Annotated in this window: 24 protein-coding genes; 15 read left to right on the top strand and 9 right to left on the bottom strand. The window is 57.9% G+C overall.

Going from position 1 to position 24,601, the window contains the following annotated elements; translation table 11 throughout:
• Window positions 1–195 precede the first annotated feature (195 nt).
• Window positions 196–327, bottom strand: coding sequence for a LuxR C-terminal-related transcriptional regulator (locus ACTEK7_RS34200; protein ID WP_463671683.1), 132 nt, complete (start codon window positions 325–327; stop codon window positions 196–198).
• Between ACTEK7_RS34200 and ACTEK7_RS34195 the strand changes: the two genes are divergently transcribed.
• Window positions 283–528, top strand: a complete 246-nt coding sequence (locus ACTEK7_RS34195; RefSeq protein ID WP_225130133.1) for a hypothetical protein — start codon at window positions 283–285, stop codon at window positions 526–528. The genes ACTEK7_RS34200 and ACTEK7_RS34195 overlap by 45 nt on opposite strands.
• Before the next feature lie 479 nt (window positions 529–1,007).
• Here the strand turns inward: ACTEK7_RS34195 and ACTEK7_RS34190 are convergent, their stop codons facing one another.
• From ACTEK7_RS34190 to ACTEK7_RS34170, 5 genes are all read right to left on the bottom strand, one after another.
• A complete protein-coding gene (locus ACTEK7_RS34190; protein ID WP_225130023.1) occupies window positions 1,008–3,248 on the bottom strand; it encodes a DEAD/DEAH box helicase in 2,241 nt (746 codons plus the stop codon).
• Window positions 3,217–4,539, bottom strand: a complete 1,323-nt coding sequence (locus ACTEK7_RS34185) for an ATP-binding protein (protein ID WP_225130025.1) — start codon at window positions 4,537–4,539, stop codon at window positions 3,217–3,219. Before ACTEK7_RS34185 ends, ACTEK7_RS34190 begins: the two co-directional genes overlap by 32 nt.
• Window positions 4,536–6,602 (bottom strand): tellurite resistance TerB family protein, encoded by a 2,067-nt coding sequence (locus tag ACTEK7_RS34180; protein ID WP_225130027.1) that lies wholly within the window; start codon window positions 6,600–6,602, stop codon window positions 4,536–4,538. The genes ACTEK7_RS34185 and ACTEK7_RS34180 overlap by 4 nt, the downstream gene beginning before the upstream one ends.
• Window positions 6,603–7,150: 548 nt before the next feature.
• The gene (locus ACTEK7_RS34175; RefSeq protein ID WP_225148625.1) at window positions 7,151–7,624 is read right to left on the bottom strand and encodes a helicase HerA domain-containing protein; all 474 of its coding nucleotides are present in this window, start codon (window positions 7,622–7,624) and stop codon (window positions 7,151–7,153) included.
• A gap of 36 nt (window positions 7,625–7,660) precedes the next feature.
• Window positions 7,661–7,951: a hypothetical protein gene (locus ACTEK7_RS34170; RefSeq protein ID WP_225130029.1), complete on the bottom strand. Its 291-nt coding sequence runs from the start codon at window positions 7,949–7,951 to the stop codon at window positions 7,661–7,663.
• A gap of 750 nt (window positions 7,952–8,701) precedes the next feature.
• On the opposite strand from ACTEK7_RS34170, the gene ACTEK7_RS34165 reads away from it, so the two are divergent.
• From ACTEK7_RS34165 to ACTEK7_RS34140, 6 genes are all read left to right on the top strand, one after another.
• Complete coding sequence (locus tag ACTEK7_RS34165) at window positions 8,702–10,663, top strand: gluzincin family metallopeptidase (protein ID WP_225130031.1); 1,962 nt, start codon at window positions 8,702–8,704, stop codon at window positions 10,661–10,663.
• Window positions 10,653–11,660 carry a M12 family metallopeptidase gene (locus tag ACTEK7_RS34160; RefSeq protein ID WP_225130033.1) on the top strand — a complete coding sequence of 336 codons (1,008 nt, stop codon included), beginning with the start codon at window positions 10,653–10,655 and terminating at the stop codon, window positions 11,658–11,660. Before ACTEK7_RS34165 ends, ACTEK7_RS34160 begins: the two co-directional genes overlap by 11 nt.
• Window positions 11,661–11,739: 79 nt before the next feature.
• Complete coding sequence (locus tag ACTEK7_RS34155) at window positions 11,740–11,976, top strand: hypothetical protein (protein WP_225130035.1); 237 nt, start codon at window positions 11,740–11,742, stop codon at window positions 11,974–11,976.
• A 237-nt stretch (window positions 11,977–12,213) separates the two neighbouring features.
• A complete protein-coding gene (locus ACTEK7_RS34150) occupies window positions 12,214–13,212 on the top strand; it encodes a hypothetical protein (RefSeq protein WP_225148622.1) in 999 nt (332 codons plus the stop codon).
• A 709-nt stretch (window positions 13,213–13,921) separates the two neighbouring features.
• The gene (locus ACTEK7_RS34145; RefSeq protein WP_225130039.1) at window positions 13,922–15,010 is read left to right on the top strand and encodes an ABC transporter substrate-binding protein; all 1,089 of its coding nucleotides are present in this window, start codon (window positions 13,922–13,924) and stop codon (window positions 15,008–15,010) included.
• A gap of 5 nt (window positions 15,011–15,015) precedes the next feature.
• The gene (locus tag ACTEK7_RS34140; RefSeq protein ID WP_225130041.1) at window positions 15,016–15,807 is read left to right on the top strand and encodes a hypothetical protein; all 792 of its coding nucleotides are present in this window, start codon (window positions 15,016–15,018) and stop codon (window positions 15,805–15,807) included.
• 1,577 nt (window positions 15,808–17,384) lie between these two features.
• Here the strand turns inward: ACTEK7_RS34140 and ACTEK7_RS34135 are convergent.
• Complete coding sequence (locus ACTEK7_RS34135; RefSeq protein ID WP_225130043.1) at window positions 17,385–17,687, bottom strand: hypothetical protein; 303 nt, start codon at window positions 17,685–17,687, stop codon at window positions 17,385–17,387.
• A gap of 97 nt (window positions 17,688–17,784) precedes the next feature.
• Window positions 17,785–18,261 (bottom strand): DUF3833 family protein, encoded by a 477-nt coding sequence (locus ACTEK7_RS34130; RefSeq protein WP_225130044.1) that lies wholly within the window; start codon window positions 18,259–18,261, stop codon window positions 17,785–17,787.
• Between the two features lie 486 nt (window positions 18,262–18,747).
• Between ACTEK7_RS34130 and ACTEK7_RS34125 the strand changes: the two genes are divergently transcribed.
• The 3 genes from ACTEK7_RS34125 to ACTEK7_RS34115 all read left to right on the top strand — a co-directional run bounded on the left by ACTEK7_RS34125 (window position 18,748) and on the right by ACTEK7_RS34115 (window position 19,714).
• Entirely contained in the window at window positions 18,748–18,993 is a 246-nt protein-coding gene (locus ACTEK7_RS34125; protein ID WP_225130046.1) for a hypothetical protein, read from the top strand.
• Between the two features lie 62 nt (window positions 18,994–19,055).
• The gene (locus tag ACTEK7_RS34120) at window positions 19,056–19,277 is read left to right on the top strand and encodes a hypothetical protein (protein WP_225130048.1); all 222 of its coding nucleotides are present in this window, start codon (window positions 19,056–19,058) and stop codon (window positions 19,275–19,277) included.
• Between the two features lie 14 nt (window positions 19,278–19,291).
• Complete coding sequence (locus ACTEK7_RS34115) at window positions 19,292–19,714, top strand: hypothetical protein (RefSeq protein WP_225130050.1); 423 nt, start codon at window positions 19,292–19,294, stop codon at window positions 19,712–19,714.
• 83 nt (window positions 19,715–19,797) lie between these two features.
• Here the strand turns inward: ACTEK7_RS34115 and ACTEK7_RS34110 are convergent, their stop codons facing one another.
• Window positions 19,798–20,103: a hypothetical protein gene (locus ACTEK7_RS34110; RefSeq protein ID WP_225130052.1), complete on the bottom strand. Its 306-nt coding sequence runs from the start codon at window positions 20,101–20,103 to the stop codon at window positions 19,798–19,800.
• A gap of 249 nt (window positions 20,104–20,352) precedes the next feature.
• Here ACTEK7_RS34110 and ACTEK7_RS34105 point away from each other — a divergent pair, with 249 nt between their 5' ends.
• From ACTEK7_RS34105 to ACTEK7_RS34085, 5 genes are all read left to right on the top strand, one after another.
• Complete coding sequence (locus ACTEK7_RS34105) at window positions 20,353–20,505, top strand: Fic family protein (RefSeq protein ID WP_225130127.1); 153 nt, start codon at window positions 20,353–20,355, stop codon at window positions 20,503–20,505.
• A gap of 416 nt (window positions 20,506–20,921) precedes the next feature.
• The gene (locus tag ACTEK7_RS34100) at window positions 20,922–21,119 is read left to right on the top strand and encodes a hypothetical protein (protein ID WP_225130054.1); all 198 of its coding nucleotides are present in this window, start codon (window positions 20,922–20,924) and stop codon (window positions 21,117–21,119) included.
• Between the two features lie 57 nt (window positions 21,120–21,176).
• Window positions 21,177–21,440: a class I SAM-dependent methyltransferase gene (locus ACTEK7_RS34095; protein ID WP_225130056.1), complete on the top strand. Its 264-nt coding sequence runs from the start codon at window positions 21,177–21,179 to the stop codon at window positions 21,438–21,440.
• A 245-nt stretch (window positions 21,441–21,685) separates the two neighbouring features.
• Window positions 21,686–22,180, top strand: coding sequence for a hypothetical protein (locus tag ACTEK7_RS34090; RefSeq protein ID WP_225130057.1), 495 nt, complete (start codon window positions 21,686–21,688; stop codon window positions 22,178–22,180).
• Between the two features lie 88 nt (window positions 22,181–22,268).
• Window positions 22,269–24,401: a hypothetical protein gene (locus ACTEK7_RS34085; protein ID WP_225148621.1), complete on the top strand. Its 2,133-nt coding sequence runs from the start codon at window positions 22,269–22,271 to the stop codon at window positions 24,399–24,401.
• Window positions 24,402–24,601 lie beyond the last annotated feature (200 nt).

The following is a 24,601-nucleotide window of genomic DNA, read 5'->3' as shown; positions in this document are numbered from 1 at the left end:
GAGAGGCGCCAGCGCCACCTTCAGCCGCGATAGCAATGCAGCCATGAACGGCAACACGCACCGGTCTATTCGGAGCTGGAATAGGCGAGTGCAGTCTGCCTCCCCCATCCCCCTCGCGGGCAGTGTCTCAGTTTGCCGACACTACCTCTCGCGGACCCACAGAGCAGCCCAACTGCCGTTGGGGGACGGAAGTTTTTAGAGCGAGATGAGCCCATACCGGAGGCCGATAACGACCGCGCTGATCCTGTTCGTCGCCCCAAGCTTTCTCTTTACGTTGCCGAGATGAAACTCGACGGTTTTCTCGGAAATCCGGAGAATCCCACCGATCTCCCAGTTCGTTTTCCCCTCTTTGCACCATTCGAGGCAGGCGACTTCCTGCGGCGTCAGGAGCGGATTGTCGGCGCCGGGCACTTCACAAGTGAACGACTGCGTCGGGACTGGATCTGCACCGTCGCCGCAGGGCAGCAACTCTCCATCAAGCTGCGCGGCAAACGCATCGGCATGTATACGATGTTTTTCGAAGTTTGATTGGTGGGACGCAACGCAGCGCTGACCTTGGTACTCGATAGCGTCGGAGGTCAATATGTGAGATCGATTGGAGGACATTCGGCAAGACACACGTTCTTTCGGCGATGCCGCCGATAGGTCAAAAGAACTTCGGAATCCATGTAAGCGTCAAATATGCGCGCAAGCTTAGATTGAGTTCGCCTTCGGGCGCAATGAATTTCTGCTGCCGTGAGCCAAAAGCAGGCCTCGGCGTCTCGGCCGGTTCAAGGCGAGCTCCAACCCTAACGACCACGCCGCGCTGGTCGGCGGCCGATTGCGAAGCCGCCGGCCCGAATGGCTTGCGCCGGGGACCGAGGCCGAGGGAGTCAAGCTGAGCGGGAGATTGAGCTAGCTAACGAAATTCGAAGATCGCTCCCCAGATCAGGACCGGAGCCGATCGCGGGAGCGCGCTAAATCAGCGAGCTTATACATTTTTCCCCTCCGCTACGCCTCGTTGTGGATCAGATACTCCGAGCTATGCCCGGTATCGCACCAATTTCGCAGGTATTCTGTCGGCCCCACAGCGTTCTTGCAAGTTCGACAGGGACCTGATCTTTGAACTTCCCAGCCGTGATATTCTGGACCGCCGAAGAAACCCGAACTACGTCTGCAGCAGTGAAGTCCGCCAGACTTGCGAGTTTAGATCTTGCCATCGCGACGGTCGTTTCGGATAGGGTCAATCCCAGATCATGCACGTGGCCGGGAAGACCCACCATAGCGGCGGCAGCTCCAAAAACCGCCGTCACCTGCGATCCACGCCACAGAAAGACGTGAACGTCCTTCTCCTCCTGAAGCACGTTCGTGGTGTCAAGACCTAAACCGCTGAAAGCCTCCCGGCCCTCCGCCAGCAAATCGCGCGCTCTTTGGTCCAGATAAGTGGGTTCGTCCGACGCGAGATAGACAGCCTTCATTTCTGCGGCTAAGCGATCGTGTAATCGCTCGCCATCCGCTCGCTCGAACCGTGGCACGACGCCGCCGGGGTGAGGCGCCACGAAAAGTGTGTTGGTCTTTTCGTCGAGATCTTGCACAATCCATCGTTGCCCGGCAAAAACGACAAGGCTATCCTTATGGACCGGGAACGATATCGGCAATGTCCCCAGTGTCCTCCCGGACACAGTAAGCCGCCACTCCTCCGCTGACTCGAATACGGCAAAGAAGTTGCGCGATTGAACGACTGCCTCTCCTTCGTTGGCCAGCATGATCGTGCCGTCGGGTGATTGCTCTATAAACCGGATCTCGTCAGATCCCAAGTGCTTCAACAGAAGCGCGAACTCTGCAGCAGAAATCATCGCGAAGGGACCAGAACCGCACAGCAACTCGTACAGTGGGCGGGCCCGTATTCCGCCGCGCTCGGCGATCACCGAAAGTATCTGGTGGACTAGCGTGGAGGCAACCTCGGGTACCTGCCCCGCCGGCTCGACGAATTTCTCGAGCAGGAGTCGGATGACGGCCACCGATCGTATTGTGTTCGAGCGTAGTCGGTCGATGACACCCGTATCCTGATCGGTGTTTGGTTCACGAATGTAGATTCTTAGGACCGACGGAGTACCCCTCCTGCGTCCCGTTCGCCCAAGGCGTTGACGTAGAGAGGAGAGTGATCTCGGCGCACCTATTTGGGCAACCGACTTCACCGATCCGATGTCGACCCCCAGTTCGAGGGTAGACGTACAGATACCGGTCGTCGGTAACTTTCCGTCTTTGAGGCGGTTCTCCAGCTCCTCGCGGATGGTTTTTGAAAGACTCCCGTGATGGGGGTAAAATTCGTTGGGCACTTTCGCCTTTTCAGAGCGCCTCCTGAGCCGATCCGCGGTCGATTCCACTGTCCGACGCGAACCGCCGAAAACAAGATTGTTGGTTCCTCTGAGTGTCGAATAGAGATGGTCCGCAATATCGTCCAGAGCTACGCGCCGGACTACCGCCTCTTCGGGAATGCCGCTCGCGCCTTCAGCGTGATCTGGGTCGTCCAGCTGCGGAGGCTCAACATAGCCGCGAACCTGAAGTCTGAGTTCGGGTGAATCCGACTTGGCTTCCAGGATTTCGACAAGCTGAGGCATCGTGGGTCGAAGCCAAGCGGCGGCCTGACCGAGGTCGCCTATCGTCGCGGAAAGCCCGATACGTCGCGCCGGCCGCGACGACACGGCATCGATGCGCCGCAACAGACTAGCGACATGGAGACCGCGAGGCCCCTGAAGAAAGGAATGCAGCTCGTCCACGACGATGAAGTCCGCCGAGCACAATAACCGCTTCGCGTCGCCCGGACGGCGGACGAACATCGCCTCGATGGATTCGGGAGTGATCAGCGAGATCCCTCGCGGGTCGGCCATTGCCCGTTTCTTCGCGGTCTGTGGGGCATCTCCATGCCACTTCACGACCGGAATGGCCATGTTTTCGCAGAGTTCATCCAGCCGCTTGAACTGATCGTTGATTAATGCCTTCAACGGGCTGATATAGAGGACCGAGAACCCAGCGAGCGCCCGATCGGCAACGCTCGTGAGAACTGGCAGAAACGCGGCTTCAGTCTTCCCTGCTGCCGTGGAGGCGGCGATCAAGATGTCGCGGTCGCCGTCCAGGACTGAGATGATGGTACGGGCCTGTATTTCCCTGAGCTCGTCCCATCCCTGATCCCAGATCCACCGGCGGATCGTCGGATGCAGCTTGTCGTAGGCCCCCTCAAGATTTGAGGCGGAGGCTGGTGAGCTCATCGTCGTCCCCGTTGTTAGGCGTCGCTTCCGCTACGTCGTCGGGTGCGTCTGGAGCGATCGGCACTCGTTCAAGAAGATCCTGCCACCGGCTGTCCGGGTTCTGCTCCAGTACCGACAGCATTTGAACGAACGATCTTATCGTCGAGCGCGGCGTACGGAAGTATGCGGCCCCGATCTTTCGGTCACAGTGCTCCATGAAGGCGGTAAGCGCATCGTCGGGAACCAGATACTTCGTAGGATCCCCGCCCGCAAAGACCATCCTGATGTTTCCGAGGAGCACAAGCAGATCCTCAGGCGTCAGGCTCTGCAGCCTGATCACGGGGCCCGACATGTCAACGAGACCGCCCGCAGCGAAGGAATTCTCGGCTAGCCGCGACTGAAGAGCTTCGTAACTGAACATGCCCCTGCGCGTGTCCAGAAGAAACTCTGGCGTACCACACATGACGAAACCGATGCCTGACGTATTTCCCTGAAGCGCATCGTTTACAATGTTGAGTACTTGCTCGTAGTTCTGCTTTCGCGCTTGAGCGCTCTGGAGCTTGTAGATGTTGGCCATCTCGTCGATCATAACGATCAGTCCCGCGTAGCCCGCGACTCTTACCAGGCATGCGAGCGATTTAAAGCTGTCGTAGAGGTTCTCGTCATCGATGATGGTCCGCACACCGAGATCTCTCTTCGCATCGGTACGGGTCGAATACTCACCACGAAGCCATCGGATAGCGTTTTGCTTGAGAAGCTCGTTCGATTCCTCGCTGCCCCGCCAGAATGCCTTCAGCACGGTCGCAAAATCGTACCCACCGGCTAATTGCGCAATCGCTCCGAGCTTTTCGTCGATCACCTTCTCGACAGATACGCTCTTCTCCGCCGCCTCCTTTGCGGCGTCAGTCACCAGGCGCTCGACGACACTTTGGAGAGCTCCCCCTTCAGGCTTGTTGCGCGTTGCCATATTGTTGACGGCCTCGGAATAGAGTGCCCGGGCCTGCCCCCCACTTGCCTGAATACGCCGATTGGGCGAGAGGTCGGCATGCATAGTCACGCATTTTCGCTCGAGCGCGATTAGCCTGACTACACTGGCAAAGAAGGTCTTCCCTGCCCCGTATTCGCCGATAACGAACCTGATCGCGGCGCCCGCGTCGGCAATGCGATCGATGTCCCGAAGCATCGCGGCGATCTCCTTGGCCCGCCCGACCTGGATGTGAGGCAATCCGATGCGTGGGACAACGCCGGCGGAAAGAGCCTGGATAATAGTATCGCGTTCGCGTGGACGGATCGTCTTGACTTGCTTGCTCATGCGGCCTTGGCCTTCATCTCGGCGATGCGTTCTCTCAAGTGCGCCGCTATCACGATTTCGTCTCCCTCTTCGATCAGCGGCTCGTCGAAGTGGTCGAACGACCAGTCATTGATGCGCTCAATTGCGCCGTCCGGCAACAGGCGGACCTCCTTGGCATGTCGCTCAAATTCCGTACGCGACATTGATCCACGAAGCTCAAGTAACTCGACCAATTCGCCGTGAGGACCGTCCAATCCTTCCAAGGATTGATCGGCTGGGAGTGGAGAGGCTTGGACAGGAGGCGGGCCTTCGTCGGTAAAGATGTTGGCGAGCAAGGCGGACACAGCTTCCGTATCCTTTCGGGTCTTCTCCAAGCGGACCGCATCGATTCTGATGCCCGCCGAGGGAGGAGCCGGGGGCGCCTGCTTTGGAATGGGGATGCCTGCCGCCCGAGCCTCCTCCGTCAATGCTACCGGCTCATCCTTCTCGGCGGCAGCGCGGTGCAGACCGGCATACACACGCTCCGTCGGCAGACCTAGCGACTTGTGCAGTCGCTCAAGGAACTTGACCTCTCCGGCATCGATATTCTGATTTGCGCCGATCACCGCGACCGCAGCCTCGGCTATTGCTTGCCGCTCGCTTTGACTGGTTTCTGCAAGTTTGCGCATGACCCTGTCGCGCTTGGGCGGATTGTTGAATGTGATGACGGCGAACGCGATCAGTCGGGCTTGTTCTACCCCCGATAGATCGCCTTCCGCCCTAATCCTTGCGATGGTGCGCTGTAATTCCTCGTACGATGCATCCCCGTCGGCCGCAGCGGCCAGGACAGCGACTTCGATCTGCGCTCGCATCGCTCGAAACGGCGCCCTGGCTGGATCCACCGGGCCGCCGTCAGCCGCCCGGAACACGAACACTTGGTCGTCCGCCCGAGGCGCGCCGCTCCCGTATCGGCGATCGGGCTCTATTGCGATCCCAACGACATCCAAGGCGCCGCTCAGCGTATCCAGAGCGGCACTTGGTATTTTGCCTCCTTCCGGTATTTCGATCCCAGCCATCTCTAGGAGCACCTGTGCGGTCGTACTGCCGCGGCCTTGGCTTCCTACCAGGGAATCGATCTGGCGCCTGAAGTCTTCCACGGGACCGACTTTGGCCGCCCGTTGAAGATCGATAGGAAGAAGCGCCGCCGCGGCCATCGAATGCCTTGCTGCCGGTTTCCGACCGACCAGACGGCTGAAGCTGTCGAGCTCGTTTGTGCAATCGTCTAGCAAAGTCCTCAAAATCTCTAAGTCTCGCACGAGGAGGCTCGCATCAGGCTGGCGCTGATGTTGTCCTGGAACGTCGATTTCGAACGCACCGCTCGCAGCACGATACCGCAGCCAGACGTTGCCCTTGGAATTCACGGCAAAACCCTTGGGAAAGCGTGTGCCGAAACGCAGCTTCCACAATGCGACAAATTCTTCGAAGCACCTCACGGCCGGGGTTCTAAGATAGGTGTCCGGCATCGCCATAACCCAATAGAGCGCGTCGTCAGCCGAAACGCTCGGGGACGCTGCGAGCCGCTCGGCCAGATACAGACGCGTGGCGAGCTCCATCTCCGAACCGACGCTGCGTTCGGCAGAAAGGGGTGGCAACGCCAAGCGGATGCCGCGCGATATCCGAACAACGTTGAGGAATTTCGTGGCGTAGTTCTGGAAGGAATTGTTCGCACCGTAGATCGAAAGCAATCTTTCGACTTCTTGAATAACCGCGGGAACATCTGACCCTTGATCTATGAACACGCGGTGCTCAAGGCCATAGAAGAAGAGAAACACATATCCAATGCCGTAGCTGGGATCTCGCCGTCCAGTACGCATCCAGTCCAAAAAAGAACGTCGGGCGGCCGGCGAGATTTGCTCGTACGATGGCCAATAAGGCATCGACTGACCATCGACATCGGGCTGCCGCGAGTACGCCGGCAGAGCGGGATTTATGGCATACTGCCTGGTCTCACCGTTCGGCCCAGCTATCAAGGCGCCGTAGTAGAACATGCCCCCAGAAATTTCTGCCTTGCCGAAGACTGCCCTTTCGCCCGCCGCCAACCACACTGCCGGCGACTCACTCGAACGAAGCTTGCTTATCGCTGGTGGCGGGCTTTGACCAGAACTCGGAAGCTCGGAATGCCCGTCGGAAGGAGAAACGCTCTGCGACCTGCCCCTCAGAGCGAGATAGAGGAGCCAAACGACCCCGGCCGCCAAGACAAACGCTCCTATTGCGGCTGCGTGTTCCACAACGAACCGGTAGATAGCCATAGCGGCTGCCACCAATCCGCCGATCAGGATCAGAAAGATGGTTCCGGCGTCAGATGATTTACCCCGTCGTCGCCCCATGGAATTGTAGTCTCTAGCCCGCGCCCTGTAGCCTTCCTTCGCGCGACTCTTGCACGATGCACCACTCGCGGCAACAGCGTGGCGATAGTCGGTCACAAGAAGGGAAAGTGCCGTTCAACGAGGCTCTGTGCCACCCTTATTCGACCACAGAGCTGGTTCCGTGCCGTCATAAGAAATCGGCGTAGCCGCATCAGCGCCCCTACACCCTAGGGATTTCCCTAGGCGCGAGCAGCACACTATGGGATCGCAAAAGCCCTGTCGGGCACCTAAGGCGATATCGCATAAACGCTTAGTCCCCGTTGAAACGGTGAATTGCGGTAGGCCTCACCTATGAGCTTAATCTCCAAGGTATACTCGGCTGATCGCGCCGTCATGAGCGGATCCTCTCCTGGCACTGCCACCGTGCCGACCATCGAAACGATCCCGTATGCGTTGAGAAAACCGAGAGGAATTCGTACAAAGCTTCCTATCTGACCCAATAAACGCGACCGTGAACAATGGGGCTCGTTGACGGCAGATCTGGCGAGAGCGTAGCGTAGACCGTCGCACCGACTACTCGTCTGACCGTGCGGCGCCGTATTCGCTATGCGAAAGGATCGTGTTTTGAGGGCCTTCAAAATTGCTGCGACGGTGTTCGATTTTCCTGCGCCGGTCGATCCAACGATTGCAGCATGTCGCGTAACAAGTTTATCCAGATCTAGCGTGGCTTCCAAGCTCTCTGAAGCGGAATGGCTACCGATGGCTACTGGAGCTGACCCGCTGGGAGCATAGATCTGCTAAGCGCGATCTCTTCGATGAAACGCGAAGGAAACGAATACTTGAAGAAATTGAATATTCTGACGGCTACCTTCACCAAGTGGTGCACGAATTTGAGACAAGGAAGGTGACTTGGTGTGATGCGTATTGTTGCATTTCATCGTCGTGCAAGACATTAATGGATTTTCGGCGAAAGTCAGAGATCTGAAGAGATTGAGGCTGATATTCAGATCATGCGTGACGCGAACGGCACCGTGGATCGCTTCGGTGCGTTCAAAACGATCCTCGGGAAAACTGGCAACCAACGGCACAAACGGGTTTCCGATATACGAGAGATGCGGGACATAGTTTTAGAGCTCCAGGGCCGATTATGCGCAGGTCGCGTGGTGCGCGAGTCCATCGACTGCCGCATCATCACCGAACGATGAAATGTCTAATAAGATCCAAGAAGATCGCGGTGTGCTTGAAGGGGTCGGCTAATGTTCGAACCGCCCGTCCGCGCGATGCGAATTCCCGAAAGCCAATGCCCGGTGCCAAACGGCCCTGCCGCGAGACAAGATGCCATCAGCATCGAACCTTCTAGATTCGAAGCCGCGAGAGTCTCATGAGTGCGCCGGCGGTTGCGCGACAAGTTGTCCCAGAGACAAAAACTACCTGACGGTTGAGATTTGGACTAAACTACGGAATCTGTCGTCGGGCAGCATACATGACCTTCGAGACCCCAGCAGGCAACGCGACAACCGTGGCCGCGGCAAGCGTCGACTGCGCGAGTTACTTTACCTTTAGCAATACTCTTCGCGGGCACATTGGCGGACCCGCCATTCTTGGCAAGAATTGAACTAAGTTAGACCGCTAAATGCCGGGTGGCTTTTTCAAGCTTGTAGAGTGAACCAGCTCACACGCCGGCGGCCAAGGACGTTGCAATATCTGCGTGCCGCTTTTGACGTGGGATGTCGATAAACTTGGGTCGCCATCGTACAAAAAGTGTTTCGGTGACCCGGGTGAAATCTACGCCAAAAGGATCGCGCTCTGCTGGCTGAATTGTGCTGGGGAGTCGTTTTATGGATATTCAGGCGCACCCGCCCCTTCCTTACGTGAAGCCTGAAAGGGCATCGAGTGTACCTTTCCCGAAGATCGGCAAGGTACAGCGTGAGCCGACTGCATCGGCCAACTATTTTGTAGTGGACCCGGTCTTTCTAGCTACCGCCTCTTTGCAACCGTATCAACGAACGCATCAGGACCCGATCCATCGGCCGCTCAGGATCTACACGCTTGATCCAGCGGCGAGTCGGCAGGATGGCGCTGTGGCCGTGTTAAATGTCCCATTCGAGCGATTGCGCTCGGGGCCCGCGGGCAGCATCCTGGAGGTGGTCGATTGGGACGAGACGACGGGGCGGCTCAACAAGCCGGTCGAGTTGGATGATCCTCGCATCCTGATAGAAAATGGACGGCCCCCCTCGCCGTCCGACCCTATGTTCCGGCAGCAGATGGTCTACGCGGTCTGCGCGGCCACGTACGATGTCTTCAGACGCGCGCTCGGACGCGATCCGTGCTGGGGCTTTCACTCTCGTCCTGGTCAAGCTTATGCAAAGCTCAGAATTCGTCCACAGGCCTTCTGCGGCCGCAATGCCTATTACGATTCATCAGCAGGGGAACTCAAGTTCGGCTACTACACTGCCGATGGTAGCGTTCAGGGACGAAATCGACCCGGAGGTCGGGTGTTCACGAGTCTCTCACACGACATCATCGTGCATGAGATGACCCATGCGTTGCTGGACGGTCTTCGGCCGCGCTTTCGGCTGCCGACCCACCCGGATGTCGCGGCCTTTCACGAGGGTTTTGCCGACCTCGTGGCGATGCTCATGCACTTCTCGTATTCGGATGTCGTTCGTGCCGCAATTGAGAGGTCAGGCGGCAAACTCGAGACCGATGCGCTGCTTCTGTCACTCGCTAACCAATTCGGACATACCACGGGTTCGGGCGGGCCGTTGCGATCGGCCATCGATGCAGCGGGGCTTGGACAAGACGAGGAGCGCAGCGTCCGACGATATGATCAAGCTGGCGACGAACCGCACGAGCGTGGCTCGCTTCTAGTAACGGCCATTTTCGAAGCATTCGCGACGATACTTCGCCGGAAGACAAAGCGATTCATTCGCCTGGCACGTCTAACTCCCGGTGAGGCTCCAGGTTCTGAGCTTTGCGAAATTCTCGCCGACCAAGCAAGCACACTGGCATCACAGTTCCTTTCGGTTTGCATACGTGCCATCGACTACTGCCCGCCGTTCGACCTGTGTTTTGGCGAGTATCTGCGAGCAGTTATCACTGCGGATTTCGATCTCGTTCAGGACGACCCCTTCGGCTATCGCGAGGCCATCATCGATTCCTTCGCCCGTCGGCGCATCTACCCGGATGACGTGCCCGATCTCGCGGAGGACACTCTGCTATGGCGACCACCTGACAAGCAAATGGAGCCGATCGAAGACCTGCACTTCAAGAGGTTACGTTTCGCGGGCGACCCGGGACGAGCAGCCGACGAGACCGAACTGCGCCGGCAGGCCGAAGCACTCGGATCCTACGTCATGCGGCCGGGGTACGCACGCGCGTTCGGCTGCGCTTTACCGGGCGACGTGCAACTGAACGGAGATCACGTCGATCCTGCAGTTGTTGGTTCTATTCGCTCCCTTCGCCGCATCGGCCCGGACCGGCAGGTCACCTTCGATACGGTCGCCGAGATCACCCAGCGGCGTTGGTGCAAGCAGATATCGGGAACGTTCACTGAAGTCATCGGCGGCTCAACCGTCATCCTCGGCCCGGACGGCCGAGTTCGCTATGCAATCCGAAAGTCCGTGACGGATCAACGCCGAATACGAGCGCAAGCAGACCATCTTGACGGTAAAGGCGGTTCGAAGAGATGGACGAAGCGCGGCAGCCGCCACCAACTGTCGCGATCCGGTATATGCCATCTCTTTGGTGGAACAGTCGGTGTCCAGCAACCAGCAAGAGGAGAACGACATGAGCGATAGCGAACAGAAACTCCGCCAAGCATTAATGAGAATCGCAGAGGTGGCTCAGGCAGCGTCGGATACCGGACGGTATGTGGACGAGGACGATAAGCCGAATGGCGGCGAAGCTGCGCGGCGCCCCCATAACCACGCGGGTGGAAAAAACGCGCATTGTTCAATTAAGCAACTGCCCGGCCGTCTAGCCGAAAAAGCGGCAAAGACTGCAACGACCATCAATCCCATGAACCGAGTTAACTTCGGTGCCATTGGCTCCGTGGCACGCGGCCTGGTACTCTCGCCAGCAGCGATTGCAGTTTTGGTTGGTAAGTATTGGGGCCCGCAACAGCGCCGGCTCACGGTCAGCTTCCTGGATGGCGGGCCAAGTGATCTGCGCCGCCGGATCATTCAGCACATGAATGCCTGGAACCAAACCGCAGGGATCTCATTCGTGGAGACCCGTGGTGTGGGTAAGGTGCGCATCTCGCGAAATCAAGCAGGATACTGGTCTTATCTCGGGACCGACATCCTGCACATTCCCAGTAATCGGCCGACGTTGAACCTCCAGGGTTTCACCATGAACACAGCGGACAGCGAATTCCATCGCGTCGTGCGTCATGAAGCTGGGCACACGCTCGGCTTCCCGCATGAACACATGCGTGAGGAGCTGGTTGACCTCATAGACCCACAAAAGGCCTATGAGTTCTTCCTGCGCACACAGGGATGGTCTCGTGAGATGGTGGACCAACAGGTGCTGACACCGCTCAGCCAGGACTCGATAATGGCCACCCCACCTGACCAAGATTCGATCATGTGCTATCAACTTCCGGGATCGATTACCAAAGACGGTCAGCCGATCCGGGGAGGTTCGGACATCAACGCCACCGACTATGCCTTCGCGGGACAGATCTACCCGAAGGTTTCGTCAGAGGGTGCACCGTCGATCCAAGCTCAAATGGGCCTCGCCGACGAATGGTCGCCATCGGAAGATGTGGAGGTGGACGAGGAACTGGTACCGTAACGCTTTGCCGCGCCTCGTCGAGATTCAGGCCTCCCAGGACCTTCCACCCGTGCTGCACGTGCGGGTGGGAGACGTACTGATGTTTGGAGCAAGCGGCGGTCGTCTTCTGGAAGGCGAGACGGCGATCGAGCTGTTAGGTGTCTTCTCGACCGGCGTACTCTCGGACGATGGCCGGGTGCTAAGCCCACTCGGACCGCCAACCAACATCTTGTTTCGTGCGCTTCGATCGGGGCAGGCCCGCATCGAGGTGATAAGGGGAGATCCATGGCAAGCTATCCCGCAACGGCACGAGATCGCGATTGTTGTCGTCGTCTGACGGCGCACCGAAGACCGCCCCCTAGAAAGTCTGAGCGGAACGTCTCGTCGACCGTTAGCACGACTAAAAAACGGCCGGGCAATCGGCGGCTTGAAGAACTTAAAAATGAACCGGGGGCGTCATTGTCCCTCTCTACTCCCCACACTCGCCCCGTCCCGTCGACCCGCGCGCATTGCATGCTTCCAACGCCATCACAGAAGTGTGGCATGCTCAATTGAGCCTCGAGGAGAATTTCACATGCCAATCGGAGACAATCTGCCGACCCAATCTGAGCGATCCTTTCTCAATCTGTTTGAGCCGCCGCCACAGTTAATTGAACCCGCCGTCCGCGCCTGCCGCCTATTCAACACGGCGCTGGATATCGTCTTTTACGATGTAGCGACGTTGGCCGCGCAGCTGGCCGAAAAAGACGCGTCCGTGCGAGCTCGGGAGGAGAAACCTCCCTCCCGGATCGTCCAGCTCGATGCACTCAGTGACCCTGAAGGCTCGCTTCTGCTCATCGACGCTAATACCGCACCATATGTGCACAGATACACCAATGTGGAGGTCTTCTTGACTTCGCCTCACCCGGAAACGCGGGCTGTCGAGATCGTAACAATCACGGGGGTCGGTAGTTCGGCCCTTGGCAGCGCCGCGCTGGCGTGGGACATCTCGATAGCACTCGGAAAACCTGTGCTTGCCATCGTCCCGGGATACGGCATGGCCGACGTCATTCTGCAGGCGCTAGGGGGCTGGTTCGGCTTCGGCCTTTACGACTATCTGCATGCAAAGAGCTTGATCCAGAACGCTCTTGCCAATGCCGCGCCCAGGACAGCGAGCATAGGCCGCCAACTGCCCGCGTCTACGCCGGATGCAAAGTCCCTGCACGGCGCGCCAGTCTTTCGCCACGGCTACGGCTCCTCAGACGTTCTTCACGCACTCCTCCTTCATCGTGACGCGGCATTCAAGCTTCTGGTTGGACACAGCAAGGGCGCCCTGCAGATCGGCAATGCAATCAGATCCCTTCCACCGGACCGATCACACGAACTCCGGGTCGTAACGCTCGGCTGCCCGATTTCGACGGATGTCGAGGGCGTCAGCTATTATCAATACCTTGGGCTTTTCGACGCCCTGGGACAGCTCAACATGTGGGGACACAGGCCGAACCAATGGCCACCGACTTGGCACAGTACGAACCCCAAGTTGCCACCTGCGATGACGGCGGGGAAATACGCGGCGGATGCTTTTCCGGCCTGACTCCTGCTCCGCCCACGCCTGCTCGGTCGTTTCTACGTTTAGATCCGGGCACGTCGCTGATTTGTGGACAGCAACCTGATATTCTACGGTTGGTGCTACCTGACAGCGATCGCGGCGTCTCTAAGAAAGGAGCCAGACGTTATGTTCGGAAAGCTTATCCCCTCAATCTGCATCATCGCCCCATTTGTTGTTTCGCCGGCTCCGGAACACCACCAACCTCTTCTCAACCAACTAGTTTCTCGGTTCGCGAAGGAGAGTATGAGCGGAGTTGTCCTGATCATGATGCCTTTACCTATTGTGGCACCATAAATGGCTGGGCAGAACAGGCTTGCAAGATCCAAAATTCACGTGAACTACCGAAGTATCGCTTGATCAAGCGCACGTAGACGAGCTTATTCGCTTCTTTCAAAAATGGCTCTACGATTGGGGGCTATCGGCCAAGAGATGCCGTGATGCCATTGGCACAGAGTTATCTCTGTTCACTGACTTCACCGATAAGATCAAGATCGTGGCAAGTGCTCCGCAGGGAAACGGGGATTACCGAGCGGTTCGCGTCGGCCGACCACAAATTTGCACGTCCCAGCTGGTGCCCTCTTGTTCCTCAAAGCTACCAAAGGTAGAGTTTGGAATTGAATCATTTCGCGCGTTTTATTGCTCGTCCAGAACTATCTGGACAGTACTTGCCATACTGTATCCATAGGAGGCTCACATGGGTCGCTGGAAAACGATCTTTGCAGTAGTCTTAACTTTACTCGTCATGCACCTTCCGGCAGAGGCGCAAGACCCAGTAATTCGTATCGGTGTAGTGGCGACCTTCACCGGTTTCGGGGCAAATGAAGGCCAGCAGTTTCGGGCGGGAGTATCCGCCGCTCAGAATGATCTGAGGCAAATAGCCAACCGACCGGTGGAGGTCATTTTCCATGATCATCAGAATAAGCCGGACATCGCGGCCAACAAGGCCCGCCAGCTTATTGAAGTCGATCGCGTCAACTTCCTGATTGCAAAAGGCGGCGCATCTGTAATGCTGGCCGTGTCCGGGGTGAGCGAACAGCAACAGACGCCAACCGTCTTGGTCGGGCTATCTAAGGGGCCATTTTCGGACCAGCGACTAAAGTACTCATTCCACATCGGCGATAGCGCCGAGCAGCTTGCAAAGCTCGCCGTTCGGTATGCGAAAGACAATCAAGATCGTCGTACGAGCTACATTTTTGAAAGCCAGTTTTTCGCCGAAGCGCTCAGCCGTGAAGCCCAAGTCAGCCAGCTGCCGTTGCAAAATTGGAATGGCACAGCTGGCTCGCCGGCGATTGTGTTCATGTTTGGCGGGGATACTCGTAACATTCGTTTGGACGAACTCCCATCAAACAGCCTTCTCATCGGTGGCATCAGCCTCCTGGAGATCGGCCGCCTCGGAAACCAGATCAAAGTGGCGGTTATCGCGCCGCACGATCCCAGCCTTCGAGAGCCACGTAGCTTGCCCAACTCCTTGAGGGACATGAAGGGAGCGGATGCCTACTATGGCTACGCAGCCTTTCAAATCCTGTCACGCGCCGCGCGGAATGATCCTGCTCCTGACCGAGTTGCTGCGAGCATGCGTGCCGACTCGTTCGATACCGTCCTTGGACAACTCAACTTTATGGCCGGCGGCGAATGTCGTCAGCCTAAGCTCGCCGTGTACGTCATGAACGACAATGGCTCATTCCAGCTGTGTCCCGACTGTGGCGGCGTTCACGATGGCTGTAATGGCTCCGCGTGCAAGTGCAAGGACGGCTCTTGCAACAACGACTGCTGTAACAAATAGTGGCAATGATTTCCGATGATCCCAAGAAGGCTATCAAGTTTGTAGCCGCGTTCCTGCCAGGCTTCATTGGTCTGGGCCTCGCAAGTTATTTGGTCGATCTGCGGTTCGGTGAACTTGCATACGCCTTTATTTCGATTGCGATCAGCATCGCATCCTTTGGGATTGCCTCGCTCGCGATGCGGCAATGGCGCGCAAAGAAGCGGAAACCAGCGCAAGCAGTCGCAACGGCGGAGATAGTGCTGGCATATGTAGTCGCGCTGGTTCTCGGAATTTTCGTGTCGGTTGCCTACGATGATGATTGGGTAATCACGGCGGTGAACAAGATACCTTTCGTGTCGCTTACCAAAACAACTCAAGACCACCCGCTTTTATACGTACTAAAGAAGAGCTTCACCTGTGTGGCTGTGCGTCCTATCGATGCTCGTGAGAACAACACGCTGGTCTATACGAAGGCGATGGTACGAGCGATCGTAAAGGATTATGCGACCGTCGAGGGATTTATCCGCGTTTACCCGACCGAACTTGATCCCGCTCAGGTCTTTCTATCTCCTGCGTGCAAGGTAGACGGAAAAAAGACGACAGCAATTCCTGGCCCTGGCGTTCTCGTGCAGACAGAAAATGTCATTGCTTGGGAGCTCATTGATGCGACCGCAAGCGAGTGTTGGAAGATCCACTACGGCAGCAAGCCGCCGTGTCTTTGTCCTTCGGAGGAGGTCAAAGACAAATACATGGCGCGAATGAACGTGGAAAAGCATGAACAACAAGACAAGTACCAGCTCTGCACGGCGGATAAATAGCCTGACTTCGGCAGCCGGCTGGCAGCATTTTCGCACGAGCCGTCAAGGTCTCTCAAGACGACCAAGCGGCCTGTGTTCTTACGTATATTTGTACGGTTTCATCGTTATATGAAACTCAAACGTGCTCAACTGAGCATTGACGATGAAAATTGATTGCGTCGCCAGCGTTCACGCCTAGGGCGTCGAGATCAATCCACGAGCCGTTGCAACTATCCAGCGGTTGCCCCAGCGCACGATAGATTCGATTCGCCCGACGCCGGGGACCACATCACCTCGTGCTGCCATTCGAATCCCATCGGGCCCTTCGAGCACCGCTGTTCCGCCGCGAACGTCCAGCACTGCCCAACCTGCCAGGGTCGTTGGTCTTGTCTCGGGAACCGACAGGAGCGGCCCCGCAGGCTGGATCGAGCCCGTCACAGACATGTCCACTTCGAGAGCATCCGCCGATTGCGCCGCATTTGGCGCTTTGGTCCCAGGCTTCGGAGCAACGCTCGCGATGAATGTGGAGGGCTGCCCCAAAGCAGGCGCTGTTCGCGAACCCGATGCAATCTTTCGGACGCCTTCGGCTTTACCGCCTGCCCTTGTGTCTGGCATGCGGCGCGAAGCCGTTTCTACCTGAGCAGTCGGGTCGAGAGCCGAGATAGCTGCAGGACCGTACCAAGCGCCAGCCCAACCCAACGCAAAGCCCGCCCCCAATGCGGCCGCCGCGACGAGACAAATAGTCAGTTTTGGAGGCCGGCCCGGCGCCAATAGCGCCAAGAGCTCGATTGGGGGTCGAGAAATCCGATTGATCGCGAGTGATGGGCCACGTGAGCTCGCCACTGCCGTGATCTGGGGCGATCGTGATCCTTTCCAAGGTATTCGCATGGTGCAATTGCATGCTTGGCTCCCTGCGGTCGCCAATGATCGTGCCGGAAGCTAAACTAACTCTTAACTGCCGGTGCGCTCGGCACGACTAAAGAGAAGTCGTAGAGCGCGAAGGGGCTGCCTTCGCGAGAAGGAGCGCGCCGGGCTAGGCAGCCGTTGCGCGAGTAAAGGGCAGAATGGGACTACCAGCTCGAGAGACCGGGCGCACGTGAATGCCGCGATACCAGGCTTAGCTTTGCCGAACTGGGCGAACTTTCAGAACGAAACTGACCCGAAAGACAAGCGAAAGGAGTGCGCTGTGACATTGGTATCGGGGCTTTTGCGTGGCCCTTTTTAACCGCCGCAGTTTATGGGTTGTATTTTCCTACCTTGGATTGCATATTTTTTCCGTTGTCGACCGCCTGTTGCCTTTAACAATTATGGTTTCCAGTAATGAGTAATCGAGGTCGGGTTCACTATTCGACTATTCTGGGCGAGCGGGTCGAGGGACTGGTCGCACTATTTCGAGAACTGCAGACTCTCCGCCGTCGCCTACGAGCCGCTCAGGCGAGAACGATTGTCAGGACTAGCCGTATCCCCAAAGCCAGTCGTAGACGGAGAGCGCTTCGGCGGACATAGCTGTCGCGAGCTCGTAGAGCCGTTCAGTGCGATGAAAGAACTCGGCACTTCCGCTTTCTAGGAAGCTCGCGCCAGATCGCTCTACCGACACCTCATTGTCCAGTAATCAGGGTATCGAGTGTTGCAGATGGAATAGTCAGCAACAGCTCAATCGTGAAGTGAAAGAGCGTATTTTGGCGGCTCGTCATCTCGGCGGACAACAGCGCGCTGAAGATGTAATCGTAAAGTGAGAGAACAGCGTTGCGGAACCCTTCGTGCTCGGCGGCGGAGTAGGAGTGCGCGTCATCCAGACCGAGAACATGACCATCAAGCTGAAGCCGTGCTGGCAATGAAGAAGGCGATCGCAGCGACCTGTCCGGCCGAACGGATGAGGTGGTTGCAGGTGGCTTTGGCATGCAAGAGCTTGGCGCGCCTTGTCGAAGGATCGGTTCCTGCGCCTACAATCTCATCTTAATGCTGCGCCAGAGCGCTCGACATCCGCGGGCATTGGGATCACAGCTTCCGATAGGTAATGTGTGCCGTCGCAAACGGGATGCCCGCACGTCCGGCGCTCCCACGCACGATGCAGGCGCGATCATCTATTGCGTAGAACCAATCATCGAAATTCAATTTGATCGATTTACCGCCTGGTTGCGGCGTGTCGCGAGTGTACTTCCAATGAAAGGCGCAGCCGGCTTGCTCTCCAAGAGCCTCACCTTCCAGCCGGTTTTCCAATCCGGTGTATTTGCCTTCGTTACCTTTTCGTATGGTCCAGTGCATCGTGTCGCAATGGCCATCATCGAATGTGTACGTCTCGGTGAAGATCACGATTTGGGTATCTGTCTCGAATTCGCCGTGCGCCGCAATCGTCGCGCGCTTTAGCAATCCGCCAACGAGGCTTTCCAGCACCGCCCAGCCTTCGATCCGCCCCACAAAGAATTGCTCCGGGAGAAAGATCGGCCTTGTTTCTCTGAAATCCTCGATCGCCATCGGTAGCACCCAATCAAGGGAATCTCCGTACTAAGTCCCTTGTTACCCATTGGGTTCCGATTAGCCGCGCCTTGCAGCGCCGTACTTCAAGTTATTGCGGCCCGCGAATAAGGAAAGGGCCGCTCGGACATTCCGAGGCCACCGGGGCTAAAAACCAGGGCGGCTGACCCCAGCTCCGGCGGCATCTGTGATAATTTAAGCTCTGCGGGTGAACAGCCCGGCGTGCAAAGTTCCGAGCCGAAGGTGGAGCCCCGTTGCATCTCGGTCACAGAAAGGATGCCCTGGAAGCTTTTGGTTAGTGGCATTCGGCAACTAGATTTCAGTTTATTTCAAATCTGAGATCGAATTTGTAGCCAACTGATCCGCTCAGGCGCTATCTTCTGCATCCAGACCTTTTGATCGCGAAATTGTTTGGCTCACGTGATGAGCCGCTTTGAGTGTCTTCTTACAGAGCATGACCGCATGCGCGTTGTGTAGGGGATAGACATGTTGGATCACGAATTCAATGAACAGCGCGCTAAGTTACTGCGTGAACTCGCAGAGCAGGCTGACCCATTTGTTAAAAGGCGCCTCCTGAAACTGGTGGAGCGGTATCAACCTAAGGGGCGAGCAGCGCCGGTTCACGAGTTCACTTTGAGCCTCGGCGATGCCGCCGATCGCAAGCAAGCGCCACCTCCCGATCCGGGCGTACCGCCGTCTACCATCAGCAGAACACGGGTAAGTTCTGATTGAAGTTCGTCTTCTGAATATCCGTGCGTTCAGCCCATAAAACCCGCAACTCGAGGAGAGCAATTATGGCAATCCAGATCGTCATGGACCGCACCGGCGACAGCCGTCATCTCTTCAATCTTCACGACGCACAGGAATTGGTCAGGGCCGAACAGCGCTTCAATGAGCTGACGAAGGTTGGCTTCACCGCTGCGGTCCGTACCGGAACGGACCAGCTATCACAAATCAAATCATTCGACCGGAATGCGGAAGAGACCATCTTTTTTCCGAGGCTCGTTGGAGGTTAGTGGGAGCCCCAGCCATGTTGGCCTTCCGATCGTTGGCCATGGGCAGCCGTTCTCGCATGAGAGCGACACGAGCCCTTTTCATCAAGCACGGCGCCGAGAGCACGCCGGAAGGCCGCTCGCTCCGGCGCTTGCGGGAGTGGCTTTCGCAGGCGCAACGCGAGCAGCTAGCCCGCAAAGGTTACTTCGAGGTGATCGGAAACGAGAGTGGGAGCCAATACAGGGTCTACGCCGGAACTTCCGGTAATGTTTGCGTGGTGGACGAGCGCGATCATCCGCAAGAGGGATTGTGTTTCATGCCGGTGGGCTCTCTGCCGATAGGAGACGTGATGCTCGCCCAGAAGATTGCGTTGGAGACATGCGAAGCCCACGTGCGCGCCGTGGCGAAGGGGTTCACTCCAAGTCGTTTTCATTTTAGGCAAGCCCGACTGCTCGGCTGACTGGCGGTCGCATCATTGCGCTTGCGAGTGGCGGCGCAGGCGTCCTGCTAAGTTGGTTCGCTGCTGAAGCTGGCCGGCGGAGTTTAGTGCTGGGGTTCATCCAATGCCTTGAGTCGCGCGTGGAGAAACGCGCTCGCATGGTCATAATTTGCATCACCGTCCACGACCGCGCGAGCGCGCGGATCGAGCACGCGACCGACCATTTCCGGACCGACTGCATCAACACGCTCTGACCACTGGTTCAGACGTTCATCGGAAAGGTTTTGGCTCGACGTGAATAATTTCAGCCACCGAGATGCGCCGTCATGCTTGTTGTGGTGTCGGGCAACAAATGCATAGAAGGCGAATAAGCTTTGGACATCCTCACGGGATACTGCTCGCTGGGCCATGAACATGCTCTTGTGAAAATAATCATCAGCGAATCAAATACGGATAATACATTTCTCCGGGTGTCGAATACCAAGAAAATTAAATGCCGCTCGGAGTGAGCTTCGAGCTCTGCAGCGCAGCGAACCTCCATTTACCTGCTTTAATGCGAGCCGCGCGCAGCTTGGGCACACTGCCCGTCCGCGCTTTAGCGGAACGCGGCCCCGGCTCTTCACCCTCCTCCCTTCAAGTGCACCGCCGGGGCGGGGCCGCTGGCCCACTTCCTCTCCGAACTCAACGTCATTCACGCGTTCCGCGAAGGCAATGGTCGCACGCAGCTTTCGTTCTTCCTCCTTCTGGCCGATCATGCCGGTCATCCCATCGACCTCGAAGATCTTGAGCCGGATACTTTCTGGATGCGATGATTGCTAGTTTTAAGGGGGACGAAGGACCTCTCGCCGTGGTTATCAGCGACCTGGTCACCTACTAGGCCCCTATCGACAGCTGCTCAAGACGCGACTTCCTTCGTTCGTCGCTCGATCTCTTTTTAGGAGATCCGAACTCACGGCCGAAAAGGCTGCGACGCGTTCGCGCATGCGCGCGAGCTCCGCCTTTTCAGGACAGCAGCATCCTGATTTTTTGAGCCATTTCAGAAGTCAAAGCCGTCCGACCCACACAGTCTACGTGGTCGAAGGCGAAGGTGATTCACGACCAAGGTCGGCGCCGCCTGGGCGCACGAGGACGGCGACGGCTACAACATCTCGCTCACGGCGGCCCTGCCGCTTAACGGGCGCCTGGTGGTGCGCACCGCCAAGGCCCATGCCAAGAACGAGGCGGCGCGATGAGCGCCGCTACCTTCCGCCGGTTCGTCGTCAAGGCGTTTGACTACGAAGAGTGGACGGTCATCGTCGAGGCCGGCAGCTCCGCCAATGCGATCCGCAAGGCCGAGGCGATCTACCGGGCCGACAATTTCGGTGTAGCGAACGGCTTTGATCTCGGCTGGAAAGCCCGGCCGCTGGTTCAGGAGGTGCGCCAGTGAGCACCGCCGGCAAGCTCCCTTCGCAACCGCGTTATCTAGGGCCACTGCATCCAGGTCATGCGGCAGATGGCAACCGGGTCGGTGGACTTCATCCTGACCGACCCCGTATGTCTGCCGATACAATCGAGTAGCGGGCAGACCATCCGCAATGACGACAACACGTCGTGGATCCGACCGGCATTTCGCGAGATGCAGCGCGTCGTGAAGAACCCCGGCCTGTGCCTGACCTTCTACGGCTGGGGCCGAGCCGATGTCTTCCTTGACTGCTGGCAGCTGCAGGATTCCTGGCCTGTCGGCCATCTCATCTTTCCGAAGCGGTAGGCCTCGTCCTCCGGGTTCGTGAAATAGCATCACGAACAGGCCTTTCCTTGCCAAGGGTGACGTGCCCCTGCCGGAAAATCCGCCGGCCGATGTCATCGACTAGGTCTGCACCGGCAATCGTCTGCATCCGACGCAGAAATCCGCGAAGATGCTGCAACCGCTCATCGACAGATTCTGCAAACCAATATCCTCGCGTCTCTTGCGGGCCGAAACGGTACGAGCTGCAGGAGCCAGAGCACTGCCAGTTGCGGTTCACGGTGGACGCCGGCAAGCGCGATGCCCAGACCACCACCGCCGACCTCAGCAAGCTCAACCGGCTGGAGGTGGCACCGACGATGTCGGGCAACTTCGGCATCGTCTACCTGGCCCGCAGCGGGGCCAATACTGTCTCCGTACACACTCGATACGGCGACCAGAGCAGCAACAAGGTGCGACTCAACAACCTGGCACCGGGACAGATAGACGCCTTCCTCTCGAAGGTGGCGGAGTTTCAGGAGAAGTTCTGCAGCGTCAAGGTCAGCGTGCCGGCAAGACCAGCCGCTCAGAGCGTACGCGGCCGATCGGGCCGCTCGTTGAGCGATGCCAAGGGCGGACCGCCGCGAGACCACCGTGGCCCGGCGGCGCGCGGGAGAGCCGCGGCAGATCAACCCAAGGAGCTACATCGACAGCCCATCGACCATTTCACGATCGGTCGCCGGCCGCCCGCAGCTAGACCAAAAGTTCCCCATCTTGGGCATTGACGTTAGCATCGATACGACCCTAGGTTTTCCCAATTCATTTTACTGCTCGATCCGGTGGGTGCCTTCGAGGCCCATTAAGGAGACAAGCATGATTACTTATTTGATAGCCGCAGGCGGCGTGTTCGGGTTTCTCCTGACAAGGTACGTTGCCGCGAAGACCAGGGAAGGCTCACTCTGGCGCGCAGTATTGCGCAACCTCAATCGTTTCTTCCTGCCGTTCGCTATCGCCGGCATTATCTTTTCCGGCCTTCAGATATGGCTCTCCCTCACCGACGACCTCGAAGGAGCCAGCCGGACCATCCGGGAATTGGAGACGGAACTGGCCCGTTTGCGGACTGTGGCCACCTTTCTGAAACCCTCTCCGGCGCTGGAATTCTCTATTTATCTGGCCTTGATTTTTCTGTTTGTGGCACCCTTCTGGGCCAGCCATCGGACCGTAATTAGCGTCTTCAGCGGCTATCTTCGATCGGTAAGCTTCGCCTACGTCTGGCTGACGCTGCTGACCTCTCTTACCTTCTTCGGCGGCATCGTTGCAGGTCCTGATGGCTTGCTCGCCGAACGAATAGCGACGATCGAGCACCACATCGAACGGATTGATGAACGATATGCAAAGGCCCTTCTGGAAACGAAAGCCGTCCTTCTCGCGGAGCTGATGCCTCGTCTCGTGAAGACCTACGAGACGAAAAAGAGGGATGATGATGACCAGCAATGGCCACACATCGTTCTCCTGGCCGACAAGCTCCGAAAGGCGCTTGGCGATCTGCCAGGACAATATCCCTCTCTGCTGGACGGGCCCCACGGCGCCCCGAACGGACCAACACCATCACCCGTGCTTCCGCCAGGACCTCCGCCGGCGAGCGCTTCGGTCGCTTTGTCCCCGTTGAATGTCGACGAACCGCCGATCGTCAGGCCTCTTCCGCCTCTGGAGAAGCTGCAAGAGAAACCGGCATCCCAGCCGCTGAGCGAGCGCCGTGTTGCGCCCGCGAAACTGGATGCTCCCACCGCTACACCGCTCGCTCTCCAGTCGGTCGCGTACGCGTATCGTGGGCGGATCCAGCCATTTGACCAGGCTCTTCCCCTCAAACCGACTTCGGTCGCCGTAACATTCCCGGATGTGCAGGCAACGCGTCCGCAATGGTCGCTCGAAACGGCCGAAGCGATTGAAAAGGAGCTGAAGGCGTCCTCGGCAGAAAAGCGAACTGTTCCGGAAGAACTTCTCGCCTCCACGGGATCACGCGCAATTGGCGCCGCCTACGAGGGAAGCGTCGACGCCGTGATGGATGTTCTGAAGAACAACGAGGACCTCGGCCTGCCGCTAGGTTTCCTGGCCGGCTTTGTGGAAGCCTTCCTCAATGAATCAGTAAAGACCGCTATCGAACGAGGCATCGAGAAGCAGAGCGCACGGCTTGCGACCGGCGCGAGCAAGCTCGCAGCAGCGGTATCAGGATTCACGGACTACGTGGCCGCCGCTGTAGCCAAGGGGTTTGGGAGCAAGCTCCGCGCGCGCACTGAAGCGGTCGTCGCCAAGATCGATGCCATGGAGAAAAGCATAGCTGACGCTCAATCCAAGATTCCGAACGACATGCAGGCGTTATCGATCCAGCAGTTCGAGCCTCGGTGGGCCGGTCTCGCAGCCGTCTGGGGGCAGGCGACCGGTCGTCTTCCCGACGAGTTGCGCAAGCCAGCCGCAGAGGTGCTTGGCGAAATTCGTGAAGCAATCGAGAAGCTCGGACCTGTCGATCGAATGACCCTGCTTTACAATTGCGAGCAGGTCTGGCTCGACTCGGCGGAGAGAACCCGCCTCAGCTACATCTCAGCGATGCTCCGGTGCGAGGAGCTCGCCGGGCGCACCACCGCTTCCTTTCAGCAGTCTCTCCGCAAGGCGCTTCCCGGACTACTCGCTGGCGAGATTGCTGATAAAGGTCTTCGTGACATGGTTCCGTCAATGGTCGGCGATACCAAGATCAAGGGCAAAGATCTGAATGAGCTAGTGGCAGCCTTGCAAAACGCCCGGTCCGACGCGCTCGGCACTCCCGGTGCAGCCGCTCGCTTCATTGCTGAAAGTCGCAAGGCTTCTCCAGCGCGGGCTCGAAGCGGATTCATGGCGGCGATGGGAGCGACTTCTTGCAGCATTCGCGCAGAGCTTGTGACAGAGCATTACGTGAACAATGTGCTCGTCTCGGTCACGCGAACTCCGATAACGCTGCCCTGTTTCCGGTAGCTGTTTCAGCGTTCTTTTCACCTCAAGAGCGGCCTGCGATCGGGCTCGCGAGTATTGAGGATAGACCGCGATCGCATTCGTCGAGTGGCGGCGCCCTGACAAGAATGTACGGCTCCCGGCGTATACTGAAGCACTTGCGCGCAACACTCCTGCCACTTTGTTGAACAGACGAGGGACGAAGCGCCCGCCCCTTCCGTAAG

Source organism: Bradyrhizobium sp. JHI2711 (genome assembly GCF_056156565.1).
Note: the sequence above shows the minus strand (reverse complement) of the source record. Positions and strands in the feature narration are given on the sequence as shown.